At 62.5% G+C, this 13956-nt stretch carries 11 protein-coding genes; 4 read left to right on the top strand and 7 right to left on the bottom strand.

Annotated features, from left to right (window positions below; all coding sequences use genetic code 11):
- Positions 1–17: 17 nt before the first annotated feature.
- From J9885_RS13590 to J9885_RS13565, 6 genes are all read right to left on the bottom strand, one after another.
- On the bottom strand, positions 18–1274 hold the full coding sequence (locus J9885_RS13590) for an ABC transporter substrate-binding protein (RefSeq protein ID WP_210549779.1): 1257 nt from the start codon (positions 1272–1274) through the stop codon (positions 18–20).
- Between the two features lie 131 nt (positions 1275–1405).
- Entirely contained in the window at positions 1406–2851 is a 1446-nt protein-coding gene (locus tag J9885_RS13585; RefSeq protein WP_043763968.1) for an ATP-binding protein, read from the bottom strand.
- Positions 2852–2897: 46 nt separating this feature from the next.
- Positions 2898–3620: a response regulator transcription factor gene (locus tag J9885_RS13580; protein ID WP_005307430.1), complete on the bottom strand. Its 723-nt coding sequence runs from the start codon at positions 3618–3620 to the stop codon at positions 2898–2900.
- A gap of 324 nt (positions 3621–3944) precedes the next feature.
- Positions 3945–5129 (bottom strand): acetyl-CoA C-acyltransferase FadA, encoded by a 1185-nt coding sequence (gene fadA, locus J9885_RS13575; RefSeq protein ID WP_210549778.1) that lies wholly within the window; start codon positions 5127–5129, stop codon positions 3945–3947.
- Entirely contained in the window at positions 5130–7277 is a 2148-nt protein-coding gene (gene fadB, locus J9885_RS13570) for a fatty acid oxidation complex subunit alpha FadB (RefSeq protein WP_210549777.1), read from the bottom strand. It lies immediately after the preceding gene.
- 215 nt (positions 7278–7492) lie between these two features.
- Positions 7493–9430: an acetoacetate--CoA ligase gene (locus J9885_RS13565; RefSeq protein WP_210549776.1), complete on the bottom strand. Its 1938-nt coding sequence runs from the start codon at positions 9428–9430 to the stop codon at positions 7493–7495.
- A gap of 196 nt (positions 9431–9626) precedes the next feature.
- On the opposite strand from J9885_RS13565, the gene pepQ reads away from it, so the two are divergent.
- Genes pepQ through hemG form a run of 4 tightly spaced genes read left to right on the top strand, consistent with a single transcriptional unit; the run spans position 9627 to position 13592 of the window.
- Positions 9627–10949: a Xaa-Pro dipeptidase gene (gene pepQ, locus J9885_RS13560; protein WP_210549775.1), complete on the top strand. Its 1323-nt coding sequence runs from the start codon at positions 9627–9629 to the stop codon at positions 10947–10949.
- Positions 10949–11566: a YigZ family protein gene (locus J9885_RS13555; RefSeq protein ID WP_210549774.1), complete on the top strand. Its 618-nt coding sequence runs from the start codon at positions 10949–10951 to the stop codon at positions 11564–11566. The genes pepQ and J9885_RS13555 overlap by 1 nt, the downstream gene beginning before the upstream one ends.
- 36 nt (positions 11567–11602) lie before the next feature.
- The gene (locus J9885_RS13550) at positions 11603–13060 is read left to right on the top strand and encodes a TrkH family potassium uptake protein (RefSeq protein WP_043763974.1); all 1458 of its coding nucleotides are present in this window, start codon (positions 11603–11605) and stop codon (positions 13058–13060) included.
- A gap of 7 nt (positions 13061–13067) precedes the next feature.
- Positions 13068–13592 (top strand): menaquinone-dependent protoporphyrinogen IX dehydrogenase, encoded by a 525-nt coding sequence (hemG, locus tag J9885_RS13545; protein WP_210549773.1) that lies wholly within the window; start codon positions 13068–13070, stop codon positions 13590–13592.
- A 132-nt stretch (positions 13593–13724) separates the two neighbouring features.
- On the opposite strand, the gene J9885_RS13540 is transcribed toward hemG, so the two are convergent.
- Positions 13725–13956, bottom strand: a 232-nt coding sequence (locus tag J9885_RS13540; RefSeq protein ID WP_210549772.1) for a hypothetical protein, incomplete at its 5' end; no start/stop codon positions are given.

Genomic DNA, 13956 nt, shown 5'->3' with positions numbered 1-13956 from the left:
GACAGGGTCCGCCTTTGTCATTTCTGCTCCGCGCCGGAGCGGGTCGAACGCATGGCGCGCTCCAGCTGCTGCGCCGTCTGCTGCGGGTTGGCCCTGGTGTCGTTGAAGAAGCTGCTCAGCACGTCCATGATCCCCTGGCGCATGTTGGTCGGCACCGCCATCCCCTCGGCCATGCTGGGCAGCAGGTTGTCCTGCTGCTCGGCGTGGAGGAAGTCCCGATAGGAGCGGATGGCGCAGCGATCGAACTTGCTCATGTCCGGCTTGATGAGCGCCGGGATCGAACCTTTCACCCGGTTGAACTCCTCCTGGAATTTCGGCGTCATCAGCAGCCTGGCCAGCTCGCCCTGGGCCTGCAGCTGGGCGGGGTCCCGCTGCTTGAACATGGCGATGGAGTCGAGGTTGTAGCTGAACAGCCCCTGGCTGCCCGGGCTCGGCAGGCATTCGATGTCTTCCCCTGGGCGGTAGTTGCCGGCACTCAGCTCCCCCTTCACCCAGTCCCCCATCACCTGCATGGCTGCGCCGCCGTTCTCCAGCAGGGTGGTGGCCTGGTGCCACTTCAGGCCGGCGTATTTCTCCGGCACATAGGCGCGCAGCTGCTGGAAGCGGGTCAGCACCCGCACCATGTCTGGGCCGGTCAGGGTGGCGCTGTCCTGCTCGAGGAAGGCCTTGCGATAGAAGGCCTTGCCCCCTTCCCCCAGCGCCACCGTCTCGAACAGCACCGCGAGCTGCCAGGGTTCGTTGCCGATGGCGACAGGCGTGATCCCCTCTGCCTTGAGCTTGTCCGCCACCGCCACGAACTGGGCCCAGTCTGTGGGGGGCGTGAGCCCCAGCCGCTCGAACACCTTGCGGTTGAGCCACAGCCAGTTGACCCTGTGGATGCCGGTGGGCACCGCCATCAGGGCGCCGTTCTGGCTCAGGGTCTCCCGCACCATGGGCGGCAGTTGCGGGTACCAGCCGAGGTGTTCGGCCATGGGGGTGAGGTCGCGCAGGAAGCCCAGGCTGCCCCACTCGTGCAGCTCGTAGCCCTTGAGGTGGGCGGCCTCCGGCGGGTTGGCCGCCAGAGCCCGGCTCTTCAGCACCGTCATGGCGCTCTTGCCGCCCCCGCCCTGCACGGCGAAGTCGTTCCACTGGTTGCCCTGCTCGGCCCACTCCGACTTGAGCACCTCCACCGCCTTGGCCTCGCCGCCGGAGGTCCACCAGTGCAATACCTCCACCTGGGAGGCGCCGGCGGGCAGGGAGAGCAGGGCGACAATGGCAAACGGGAACAACTTCATACTGTGACTGCCTTGATTGAAGGAGAGTGGTCGGAGCCGAGCGCACACCACCCGTGCAGTTCCCGATGCGCCGGGAGGCGGCAACGGGTGAAGCGAGCAGGGCGACGACAGAGAGACAACCACTTCATGCATTACTGCCTTGGTAGGGAGAGGGTGGCCTGCAGGCCGCCCTGGGGGCGATTTTCGAGCACCAGGTCGCCGCCGTGGGCGTGGGCGATGTTGCGGGCGATGCCAAGGCCCAGCCCGGTGCCGGCGGCATCCGTGCTGAGGCGATAGTAGGGCTCGAAGATGCGCTCGAACTGGTCTTCCGGCAGGCCCGGGCCCTCGTCCATGATGAAGAGGATCAGCATCTCCTCGTCATCCATGATGATGATGCGCACGCGCTGGCCGTACTTGATGCCGTTGTCCACCAGATTGCCGATGCAGCGCTTGAGGGCCAGCAGCTTGCCGCGGTAGGGCCACTTGCAGTGCCCCTCTATGGTGAGCAGGTCCTCGTGCAGGTTCATGGACTCCGCCATCTGCTCCAGCAGGGCGTTGATGTCGATCTGCTCGAGGTTCTCGTGAATGTCGGTCTCCTTCACCGTCTGCAGCGCCCCTTTGACCATCAGCTCCAGCTCGTCGAGATCCTTGTTGAACTTGGCGATCTGCTGTTCATCGTCGAGCAGTTCGACCCGCAGCCGCAGCCGGGTGATGGGGGTCTTGAGATCGTGGGAGATGGAGCTGAACAGCCGCTCCCGATCGTCGATGAAGCGGCGGATGCGCTGCTGCATGATGTTGAAGGCGCGGGTGGCCGCGACGATCTCGGAGGCCCCCTCCTCCTTCAGGGAGGGCTGGTCGATGTCCTTGCCGAGGTTGACCGCCGCCTTGGCGAGCCGGCGCAGGGGGCGGGTCTGCCAGCGCACCAGCATGAAGGTGAAGAAGCAGAGGAACACCGTCATCAGGGCGATGAAGCGCACCTGGTTGCTTGGCATCACGGTGTCATCCAGGGTCATGTAGGGGGCGGGCAGCAGGGCCGCCAGGTAGAGCCACTCCCCCGGTTCTATCTCTATCTGGGTCACCAGCACCGGCGGGTTGAGGGGTTCCAGCGACAGGGTGTAGCGGGCCCAGGAGGAGGGCAGATCCGCCAGCAGGGTGTCGTTGTTGAAGACGTGCAGCTCCTCGGGGCGGGAGAAATCCACCTTGATCGCCATGGCGTCGGAGAGCTTGCGGGTCAGCACTTCCTGCACCTCCTTCAGCACCAGCGTCTTGCGCTCGCTGTCGGGGATGGCGCTGATGTGGATCTCCTCCTCGTTCAGGGAGACGAAGAAGCGGCTGCCCCCCATGTTGCGCAGCTGATCCAGCGCGATGTGGCGGTACTGCAGCGGCAGGGACTTGAAGAAGTTGACGGTGGAGGCGGCCGACAGCGCCAGGTTGCGTGTGGTGCTGAGCATGCCCTCCAGCTCCCGCTTCTGGATCTGCTGCATCCAGATGCCGGTGAGTATGGTCTGGGAGAGCAGGATGGCCAGCAGCAATAGCAGCAACATCCGCGACAGCAGGGAGCGCGGCACCAGGGCTCGCCAGAACCACCCGCTCTTCATGGGGTCTCTCGCCTTGTGTCGATCAGCATGCCGCCGTTGCAGGCTCTCATGGGATCTCGTGCACCTCGGCGATCAGCATGTAGCCGCTGCCGCGGATGGTCTTGATGATGCGCGGGCTCTTGCCGTTGTCACCCAGCTTCTGGCGCAGACGACTGATCTGCACGTCGATGCCGCGCTCCATCGGCAAACTCTCGCGGCCACGGGTCGCGTCCGAGATGGTGTCGCGGTCGAGCACCACGCCGGGCTGCTGCAGGAACATGCCGAGCAGCATGGCGTCGCTGCCGGAGAGATCCAGCAGGCTGCCATCCTCGTGGGTCAGCTGGTGGCTCAGGGTGTCCAGGGTCCACTCCGCGAAGCGCAGGCGGCGGCTCGGTTCCTTCTCTTTCTCCGGCTGGCGGAATTCGGCGCGGCGCAGCAGCGCTTTGATACGGGCCTGCAGCTCGCGCGGGCTGAACGGTTTGGCGATGTAGTCATCGGCACCGAGCTCGAGACCGATCACCCGATCCGCCTCGTCGGAGGCTGCGGTCAGCATGATGATGGGGACCTGGGAGTCGCGACGGATCTGCTGGCAGAGGGTAAAGCCGTCGTCGCCGGGCATCATGATGTCCAGAATGATGAGGTCCGGGCTGTGCTGGGCGAGTTGCTGGCGCATCTCGTTGCCCTCTGCCGCCGTCAACACCTGGAAACCCGCCCGGGTCAGGTATTCGTTGAGCAGCTCGCGGATCTCCTGATCGTCGTCGACGATAAGCAGTTGTTTGCTCGTTGACATATGTATGTGCATCCACCCATTTTTTTGTGCAGATTGAACCTGTCGGGGGAGCAAAAAGCAAGCAAGGCCCCCCTCTAATGTGAAGTTATGGGCAATATAGCCTCAGGATTGACCCAGATCGCGGGAAAGGAATAAAAAAGGCCGACCCAAACGGGCCGGCCAATACGCAGATTCCGACGACAGGAGCACACCCCGTGTGGTGGGCTCCACAGACTCGAGAGCGGGAGCGGCGGGCCGATCCCGACACCGGCAAGAGGGCCCGCCACGCCGCAAAGAGGGGTGGGCCCGCGTCTGGTGTTCCGACCAATCCGGTCAGAGATGGTGCTACACCCGCTCGAAGACGGTGGCGATGCCCTGACCCAGGCCGATGCACATGGTGGCCACCCCCAGGGTCGCGTCCTTCTCTTCCATCAGATTGATCAGGGTGGTGGAGATGCGGGCGCCGGAGCAGCCCAGCGGGTGACCCAGGGCGATGGCGCCGCCGTTCAGGTTCACCTTCTCGTCCACCAGGTCTTGCAGACCCAGATCCTTCACGCAGGGGAGGGACTGGGCGGCAAACGCCTCGTTCAGCTCGAACAGATCGATGTCGCCGACGGTCAGACCGGCCCGCTTGAGCGCCTTCTGGGTGGCCGGCACCGGGCCGTAACCCATGATGGCGGCGTCGCAGCCGGCGATGGCCATGGCACGTACCCTGGCGCGCGGGGTGAGGCCGAGGGCCTTGGCGCGGTCCGCACTCATCACCAGCATGGCGGCGGCGCCATCGGACAGGGCCGAGGAGCTGCCCGCGGTGACGGTGCCGTTGACCGGGTCGAACACCGGGCGCAGCTGGCTTAAGCCATCGACCGTGGTCTCCGGGCGGATCACCTCGTCATAGTCGTAGAAGAAGCGGGCGCCGCTGGCGTCGTGCCCCTCCAGCCCGACGATCTCCCTGGCGAAACGGCCTTCCACGGTGGCGGCGTGGGCACGGCGGTGGGAGCGGGCCGCAAACTCGTCCTGCTGTTGACGGCTGATGCCGTGCAGCTTGCCGAGCATCTCGGCGGTCAGTCCCATCATGCCGGAGGCTTTCGCCACCGACTTGGCCATGCCGGGGTGGAAGTCCACCCCGTGGCTCATGGGCACGTGACCCATGTGCTCGACGCCGCCGATGATGAAGATATCCCCATCACCCACCTGGATGGCGCGGGAGGCGTCGTGCAGCGCCTGCATGGAGGAGCCGCACAGACGGTTGACGGTGACCGCCCCCACCTGTTTCGGAATGCCGGCCAGCAAGGCGGCGTTGCGGGCAATGTTGAAGCCCTGCTCCAGGGTCTGCTGCACGCAGCCCCAGTAGATGTCCTCGATCTCGTTCGGGTCGAGGTTGGGGTTGCGCAGCAGGATGGATTTCATCAGGTGCGCGGACAAGTCTTCTGCACGCACGTTGCGGAAGGCGCCGCCCTTGGACCGGCCCATGGGGGTCCGGATACAGTCGACAATGACTACGTCTTTCATGAATGGATCTCCTTTCCGCAATCAGTAGAAGGTTTTGCCCTGGGCGGCCATCTCACGCAGCTTGTCGCTGACGCGGTAGAGCGGGCCCAGGTCGGCATACTGGTCGGCCATGGCCACGTAGCGATCCAGACCAATGGTGTCCAGATAGCGGAACACGCCGCCGCGGAAGGGAGGGAAGCCCAGACCGTAGACCAGCGCGATGTCGGCTTCGGCTGGGGTGGCGACTATGCCCTCTTCCAGACAGAGCACCACCTCGTTGATCATGGGGATCATCATGCGGGCGATGATGGCGTCCTTGTCGAAATCCTGTTTCGGCTTGGCAATCGGGGCCAACAGCTCGTAGCTGGCAGCGTCGACCACCTTCTTCGGCTTGCCCTTCTTGTCGGCCTCGTAGGCGTAGAAGCCCTTGCCGTTCTTCTGACCGAAGCGGCTCACTTCGTACATCACGTCGATGGCGGTGCGGCCTTCCTTGCTCATGCGCGCCGGGAAGCCCTGCGCCATCACGTCACCGGCGTGGTGGCCGGTGTCGATGCCGACCACGTCTAGCAGGTAGGCGGGGCCCATCGGCCAGCCGAACTCCTTCTCCATCACCTTGTCGACGGCGGCGAAGTCGGCGCCATCGGCGACCAGCTTGTTGAAGCCGAAGAAGTAGGGGAAGAGCACGCGGTTGACGAAGAAGCCCGGGCAGTCGTTGACCACCACCGGGGACTTGCCCATGGCGGCGGCGTAGGCCACCACGCGGTTGATGGTGTCGTCCGAGGTTTGCTCGCCACGGATGATCTCCACCAGCGGCATGCGGTGCACCGGGTTGAAGAAGTGCATGCCGCAGAAGTTCTCGGGGCGCTTCAGGCTCTTGGCCAGCAGGGAGATGGGGATGGTGGAGGTGTTGCTGGCAAGCACGGCGTCTTCGCCGATCACGCCTTCCACTTCACTCAGCACGGCTGCCTTCACTTTAGGGTTCTCGACCACGGCCTCGACCACCACGTCCACATGCTTGACGTTGTCATAGCTCAGGGTCGGGGTGATGGCGGAGAGCACCTGGCCCATCTTGATGCCGTCGATGCGACCGCGCTCGAGCTGGCCGTTGAGCAGCTTGGTGGCTTCGCCCATGCCAAGTGCCAGCGCCTTCTCGTTGATGTCCTTCATCACCGCCGGGATGCCCTTGCTGGCGGACTGGTAGGCGATGCCGCCCCCCATGATGCCGGCACCCAGTACGGCGGCATGGCCGGTGGCCTTGTTTGCCTGCTTGGCGGCCTTCTTGGCCAGTGCCTTGATGTGCTGATCGTTGAGGAAGATGCCGACCAGCGCCTTGGCCACGTCGGTCTTGGCCAGCTTGATGAAGGTGGCGGCTTCGGCGGCCAGCGCTTCGTCCCGACCCATGCCGGCGGCGGCTTCCACCGTCTTCACGGCGGCCATGGGTGCCGGATAGTGTTTGCCCGCCACGGCGGCAACCATGCCGGCGGCGGTGGTGAAGCTCATCATGGCTTCCAGTTTGGAGAGGCGCAGCGGGGCCTTCTTGGCGGCGCGGCGGCCCTGCCAGTCCAGCTTGCCCTTGACTGCGTCCTTGATCATCTGCACGGCGGCGCTCTGCAGCGCATCCGGGGCGACCACGGCATCGATGGCACCCACCTTGAGGGCGTCATCGGCACGGTAATCCTTGCCGGTAGTGATCCACTCCAGGGCGTTGTCGGCGCCGATCACCCGCGGCAGACGGACGGTGCCGCCAAAGCCCGGCATGATGCCGAGCTTGGTCTCGGGCAGGCCGATCTTGGCCGTGGTGTCGGCCAGCCGGAAGTCGGTGGAGAGAATGGTCTCGCAGCCGCCGCCCAGGGCGTGGCCCTTGATGGCGGAGAGGGTCGGCACCGGCAGATCTTCGATGGCGTTGAAGATGTCGTTGGCCTTTTTCAGCCAGCCGAGCAGATCTTCCTGAGGCAGATCGAACAGTTCCAGGAATTCGGTGATGTCGGCGCCGACGATGAAGGCGTCTTTGCCGGAGGTGAGGATCAGACCTTTTAGTTCACGTTCTTGTTGTAATGCGGCGATCGCTTCGCTCAGGGAGAGCAGGGTAGCGCGATCCAGCTTGTTGACTGAACCCGGGGCATCGAACCTCAGTTCGGCAATGCCGTCTTCGAGGTAGCTGACCGTCAGGGTTTCGCCTTGGTAGATCATGAGAGTGTCTCCTTGTTCCCACATGGTGGGGGGGTGGTGCTCCTTTATCCCCAGCAGGGGGCGAGGCTCACTATTGATCCAAAAGGAGACATTTTCAACACCTATTTAAAACATTCGTTTAACACATTTAGAGTAAAAGCCCTTTGCCACTACTCAGGCCAACGCGGGCAAAAAAGAGGCGCCTTGTGGCGCCTGTTTCCGATAGGAGGCATGTGTCAGCTGGCCAGCTCTGGCCGATCGCGATACTGGTTCAATACCTCGGGATCGGCGAGGGCATGGGTGTTGTTGACGGGGCGGTTGTGCACCACTTCCCGCACCGCCAGCTCCACTATCTTGCCGGACTTGGTGCGGGGGATGGCATCCACCTGCAGGATGCGGGCGGGCACGTGACGGGCGGTGCAGTGCTGGCGCACCTGCTGGCGGATGCGCTCGCGCAGGGGCTCGTCCAGCCTGAGACCGGCCTTGAGCTTGACGAACAGCACCACCCGCTCGTCCTGCTGCCACTGCTGGCCGATGACGATGCTCTCCTCCACCTCGTCCAGTTGCTCGACGTAGCGATAGATCTCGCTGGTGCCGATGCGCACGCCCCCCGGGTTGAGGGTGGCGTCGGAGCGGCCGTAGAAGAGGATGCCGCCGGTCGGGGTCAGCTCGATCCAGTCGCCGTGACACCAGACGTTGTCGAAGCGCTCGAAGTAGGCGGCGTGATACTTGTCACCGCTCTCGTCCCCCCAGAAGCCGATGGGCTGGGCCGGGAACGGCTTGGTGCAGACCAGCTCGCCCTTTTCACCCTGTACCGGCTGGCCTGCCTCGTTGAAGACCTGGACCGCGAGGCCGAGGCCACGTCCCTGGCTTTCGCCGCGATAGACGGGGCTCAAGGGATTGCCGATGACGAAGCAGGAGCAGATGTCGGTGCCGCCGGAGATGGAGCTGAGCTGCACATCTTCCTTGATGCCCTGATAGACGTAGTCGAATCCCTCCGGCGACAGCACGGAACCTGTGCTGCAGATGAGGCGCAGCTGCGGCAATGAGTGGGTCTTGATCGGGGCGTAGCCTTGCTTGTGCAGGGCATCGAGATACTTGGCGGAGGTGCCGAACAGGGCGACGCTCTCGTCACGGGCCAGATCCCAGAGTACGTTGCCGTCCGGGTAGAAGGGGGAGCCGTCGTAGAGCACCAGGGTGGCGCCGGAGGCAAGCGCGCTCACCAGCCAGTTCCACATCATCCAGCCGCAGGTGGTGAAGTAGAAGATGCGCTCCCCCGGCTTGATGTCGCAGTGCAGCTGGTGCTCTTTCAAGTGTTGCAGCAGGGTACCGCCGATGCCGTGGACGATGCACTTGGGTTTGCCGGTGGTGCCGGACGAATAGAGGATGTAGAGCGGGTCGTTGAAGGCCATGGGCTCGAAGGCGAGCTGGGCCCCGGGTTGGCTCGCGAGCACCCGATGCCAGTCGTGACCGAGCTGCAATGGGTTGTCCAGCAGGGGGATCATGACCGTCTGCTCTATGCTGTCGATCTGGCTCACCACGCCGGCCACCTTCTCCTGAATGTCGATGGCCTTGCCACCGTAGCGGTAGCCGTCCACTGCAAACAGCACCCTGGGCCGGGTCTGGCCGAAGCGCTCCACCACGCTGGCTTCGCCGAAATCCGGGCTGGTGGAGGTCCAGATCGCCCCCAGGCTGGTGGTCGCCAGCATGGCCACCACGGTTTCCGGAATATTGGGCAGATAGGCTGCCACCACATCGCCGCAGCCTATGCCCTGGCTACGCAGCCATTGGGCCAGCCTGGCGACCTGATCCCCCAGCTCGCGCCAACTCAGGGTCTGGCTCGGGCCTCCTTCGATGCGGGAAATGATGGCAGGGCTATCGTCCTGACGGCGCAGCAGGTTTTCGGCGAAGTTGAGCCGGCTGTCCGGGAACCAGCGGGCACGCTGCATCTCCTGGCGGTTCTCCGCCACTATGTTGCCGAGCTCCCCCTTGACGCCGCAATGCTGCCACACCAGGGGCCAGAAGCGGGTGGTCTTCTCCACCGACCATTGATAAAGGTCGGCATAGCTGCGCAGCTGCAGGCCGTGGAAGTGATTGACCTCGGCCATGAACTGATGGAGGTTGGAGTGCTGCATCCTGTCCTGATCCGGTGTCCACAGACAAAGGTTTTGCATGAGTCGTTCCTGACGGCTGGTATCTACTGTCTGTGGGCAGTGTATTGAATTGTTCTTTGTTTGTTAATTGTCTGTTTTCGTTTAATAACAAAAACCCTGTAACCTATGCGTTACCTCACGAAGCGAAGGCCTGGTGGCTCGAGCCTTGATTCGCTTGATGTTATGCTGAACCCACATTCGCCCGGAGCAGGACGCCATGAGCAGTTACAGTCAACTTTTTGCCCAGCATCTCGATACCCTGCAGCAGCGCACCCGCGACATACTGCAACAACAGGGGCTCAGCGGCCTGGCCATCCACTCGGGTCAGACCCACCGCATCTTCCTCGACGATCAGGACTATCCGTTCAAGGTGAATCCCCAGTTCAAGGCCTGGTTGCCGGTGCTCGACAACCCCCACTGCTGGTTGCTGGTGGACGGCGTGAGCAAGCCGGTGCTGCTGTTCTACCGGCCCGTGGACTTCTGGCACAAAGTGGCGGATCTGCCCAACGCCTTCTGGGTCGACTTCTTCGATATCCGCTTCCTGACGAGGCCGGAGCAGGTGGCGGATCACCTGCCTGCCAACAAGCAGGAGTGGGCCTATCTGGGAGGGCACCTCGAGGTGGCCGAGCTGCTGGGGCTGGGGCAACCCAATCCGGAGGCTGTGCTCAATTACCTGCACTATCATCGCGCCTACAAGACCCCCTATGAGCTGGAGTGCCTGCGGGATGCGAACCGCATCGGCGTGCGCGGTCACATCGCGGCCAAGGACTCCTTCATGGCGGGGGCGAGCGAGTTCGAGATCAATCTGGCCTACATGAAGGCGGTCGGGCAGGGGGCCAATGAGGCGCCCTACGGCAACATCGTCGCCATCAACCGCAATGCGGCCATCCTGCATTACACCCACCTCTCCACCCAGCGGGTGCCAGATGCGGAGCGCCACTCCTTCCTGATCGATGCCGGGGTGGACGTCCATGGTTATGCCTCCGACATTACCCGTACCTGGGCCTGGCGTCGGGGCGAGTTTGCCGATCTCATCGCCGCGCTGGACACCCAGCAGCAGGAGATCATCGCGGAGATCAAGCCGGGTCGCCGCTACAGCGAACTGCACCTGCAGATGCATCACAGGCTGGCGCGCCTGCTGCAAGCCACCGAGCTGGTGGACATGTCGGTGGACGAGATGATCCACACCGGCGTGACCAATGTCTTCTTCCCCCACGGTCTGGGTCACTTCCTCGGTCTGCAGGTCCACGACGCCGGCGGTTTCATGCAGGACGAGCGCGGCACCCATCTGCCTGCCCCCGAGCAGTTCCCCTATCTGCGCTGCACCCGGGTGATGGAGGTGGGCCAGGTGTTCACGATCGAACCAGGCCTCTACTTCATCGACAGCCTGCTGGAGCCCCTGCGTCAGGGTGAGCAGGGCAAGCGGGTCAACTGGAACAAGGTGGAGGCGCTGCGGCCCTATGGCGGCATCCGCATCGAAGACAACATTGTCCTGCACGCCAGCGGGGTGGAGAACCTGACGAGGCAAGCAGGACTCTGATGGCGGCGGATTACCCCGTACCGGTCGGGCCTGTGGAGGTGAGTGAAGAGATCAAGAAGAGCCGCTTCATCACCTTCATCGCCCACACACCCACAGTGCCGGCCGCCAAGGCCTGGATCGATGACATCAGAGCACAACACCCCGGGGCCCGGCATCACTGCTGGGCCTTCGTCGCAGGGTCCCCGCAGGACAGCCAGGTGTATGGCTTCAGCGATGATGGCGAACCCTCGGGCACGGCGGGCAAACCCATGCTGGCCCAGCTGATGGGCGCCGGCCTCGGCGAGGTCGCCGCCGTGGTGGTGCGCTATTACGGTGGCGTCCTGCTCGGCACCGGTGGCCTGGTCAAGGCCTATGGCGGTGGGGTGGGGGCGGCACTGAAGCAGCTAGAGACCCGTATCAAACGCCAGCAGACGGCGTCCCTCATCCAGTGCGACTACACCGACATGGGGGCGGTGGAGGCGCTGATCTCTGCCCATCATGGCCAGTTGCTGGCCGCCGACTATGGTGCCAGCGTCACCCTGCGGGTGGCATGGGAAGCCTCCCTGTGGGCCCAGGTGGCGCGAGAATTGACCGACCGAACCCAGGGTCGGGTATCCCTTCGTCCCTTAGATGGCTAGAATCCATCGCTCTTTGATTCTTGATGGGGAGCAGGAATGCACATCCTGAGCATTATCCGCATTGTTGGCTTGCTGGTGGCGCTGTTCAGCTCGACCATGCTGCTGCCTGCGCTGGTGGCGTTTGGCTATCGGGATGGGGGCGGTTCTGAATTTGTCGGTGCCTTTGTGATTGCTTTGCTGCTCGGGGTGGCACTCTGGTTTCCCAACCGTCACAAGAAGCGGGAGTTGGGTTCCAGGGAGGGGTTTCTCATCGTCGTGCTGTTCTGGACCGTGCTCGGCAGCGTCGGCGCCTTGCCGTTCATGCTGGGTGACGTGCCTGACATGTCGGTTTCAGAGGCATTCTTTGAATCTTTCTCCGGGCTGACCACCACGGGCGCAACCGTGCTGACCGGATTGGACGAGCTGCCCAAGGCCTTCCTGTTCTATCGCCAGTTGCTGCAATGGCTGGGGGGCATGGGGATCATCGTACTGGCCGTCGCCATACTGCCACTGCTGGGGATCGGGGGCATGCAGCTCTACCGTGCCGAGATCCCGGGGCCGGTCAAGGACAACAAGGTGACCCCGCGCATCGCGGAGACGGCCAAGGCGCTCTGGTATATCTACTTGTTCATCACCATCGCCTGTGCGCTGGCATTCTGGGGCGCGGGCATGACGCTGTTCGATGCCATCTGCCACTCCTTTGCGACCGTCGCGATCGGCGGTTTCTCGACTCATGATGCCAGCATGGGCTACTTCAACAGCTCGACCATCAACCTCATCACGGTGATCTTCCTGCTGATCGCAGGGGTGAACTTCACCCTGCACTTTGCGGCATTCGCGCAGCGGTCGTTGCGGATCGGGGTCTATCTGCGGGATCCCGAAGTGAAGGTCTTTCTCGCCATCCAGCTTGTGTTGACCTTCATCTGTTTCCTGGTGTTGATGGCACACAGCAACTACGCCAGTTGGAAGGAGACGCTGGATCATGCGCTGTTCCAGTCGGTGTCCATCGCCACGACGGCGGGCTTCAGCACGGCCGGGTTTGCCGAATGGCCGCTGTTTCTGCCAGTGTTGCTGATGTTCTCCTCCTTTGTTGGAGGCTGTGCCGGGAGTACCGGCGGCGGGATCAAGGTGGTGCGTCTGATGCTGTTGCATCTGCAGGGGATGAGGGAGCTCAAGCGTCTGATCCACCCGAAGGCTGTCTATCGCATCAAGCTGGGCAACAAGGCGTTGTCCGAGCGAGTCATCGAGGCCGTGTGGGGCTTCTTTGCCGCCTATGCCATCATCTTCATTCTATGCATGTTGGGGCTGATGGCGACGGGTATGGATGAACTCACGGCATTTTCAGCCGTCGTGGCGACCCTCAATAACCTGGGACCGGGTTTGGGGGAAGTGGCGCCCCACTTTGCTGATACCACTGAAGCCGCCAAATGGATAATGATCTTGGCTATGTTGTTTGGCCGATTGGAAATTTTCACACTTCTGGTACTGTTTACTCCTGCATTCTGGCGTAGTTGAGGTTGGTATGGACAAGATTTTGGTGCTTTATTCTTCTCGCGACGGACAAACGCGGAAAATCGTGGATGTCATGCTGGAGGAAATATCAGGATGCGAAGTAGTCATGCATGATCTGCACAGCCTGCCGATGTGCAATCTCAGCAAATATGCCAAGGTGTTGATCGGCGCCTCTATTCGCTATGGCAACTTCCACCCCAGCCTGTTCAGCTTTATCCATGCTCATGCGGAGCAGCTGGAAGTGGCCAATGCCGCCTTCTTCTGTGTGAACCTGACGGCTCGCAAGCCCGAGAAGCAGACGCCGCAGACCAATGCCTATATGAAGAAGTTCCTGCGTCTCTCCCCCTGGAAGCCGAAAACTCTGGGGGTGTTTGCCGGAGCGCTGCAGTATTCCCGCTACAACTGGTGGCAGACCCGCATCATCCAGTTGATCATGAAGATGACCGGAGGGAGCACGGATACCAGCAAGGACCTCGAGTTTACCGACTGGGATAAAGTGCGCAGTTTCGCCAGGGAGTTCTGGTCAAAAAAATAGCAGCAATGTGCTGAAACTGGCTTGGGCCCTGCTGATGCAGGGCTTTTTGTTTGATAAATAGGCTCTTGAATCATCAAACGATAAAAAACGCTATTTTTTGCAATTTTGCGCTTGCCATCGCGGCGCGGCTCCCTATAATGCGCCTCCATCGACACGGCAAGCGGCAACGTAAACAGCCAAGTCGGTAGCCTCGAAAAGCCTGTGAAAATAAGGCTTGACTCGAGAGGGCGGTTGAGTAGAATGCCACTCCCGCAGCAGCCAAAAGCTGCGTCGCTCTTTAACAATTTGAATCAAGCAATCTGTGTGGGCACTCACAGCATCGAGCATCAAAAACAATTTTTGATTTTCAATGTCTGATGAAGTG

It is taken from the genome of Aeromonas sp. SrichE-2G, assembly GCF_017939565.1.
In the GTDB taxonomy this organism is placed as follows: Bacteria; Pseudomonadota; Gammaproteobacteria; order Enterobacterales; family Aeromonadaceae; genus Aeromonas; species Aeromonas taiwanensis.
Note: the sequence above shows the minus strand (reverse complement) of the source record. Positions and strands in the feature narration are given on the sequence as shown.

Bases quoted from the DNA above. Each gene is read 5' to 3' on its own strand.
- J9885_RS13590 (WP_210549779.1), bottom strand. From the start codon at position 1,274: ATGAAGTTGTTCCCGTTTGCCATTGTCGCCCTGCTCTCCCTGCCCGCC.
- J9885_RS13585 (WP_043763968.1), bottom strand. From the start codon at position 2,851: ATGAAGAGCGGGTGGTTCTGGCGAGCCCTGGTGCCGCGCTCCCTGCTG.
- J9885_RS13580 (WP_005307430.1), bottom strand. From the start codon at position 3,620: ATGTCAACGAGCAAACAACTGCTTATCGTCGACGACGATCAGGAGATC.
- fadB (WP_210549777.1), bottom strand. From the start codon at position 7,277: ATGATCTACCAAGGCGAAACCCTGACGGTCAGCTACCTCGAAGACGGC.
- J9885_RS13565 (WP_210549776.1), bottom strand. From the start codon at position 9,430: ATGCAAAACCTTTGTCTGTGGACACCGGATCAGGACAGGATGCAGCAC.
- pepQ (WP_210549775.1), top strand. From the start codon at position 9,627: ATGAGCAGTTACAGTCAACTTTTTGCCCAGCATCTCGATACCCTGCAG.
- J9885_RS13555 (WP_210549774.1), top strand. From the start codon at position 10,949: ATGGCGGCGGATTACCCCGTACCGGTCGGGCCTGTGGAGGTGAGTGAA.
- J9885_RS13550 (WP_043763974.1), top strand. From the start codon at position 11,603: ATGCACATCCTGAGCATTATCCGCATTGTTGGCTTGCTGGTGGCGCTG.
- hemG (WP_210549773.1), top strand. From the start codon at position 13,068: ATGGACAAGATTTTGGTGCTTTATTCTTCTCGCGACGGACAAACGCGG.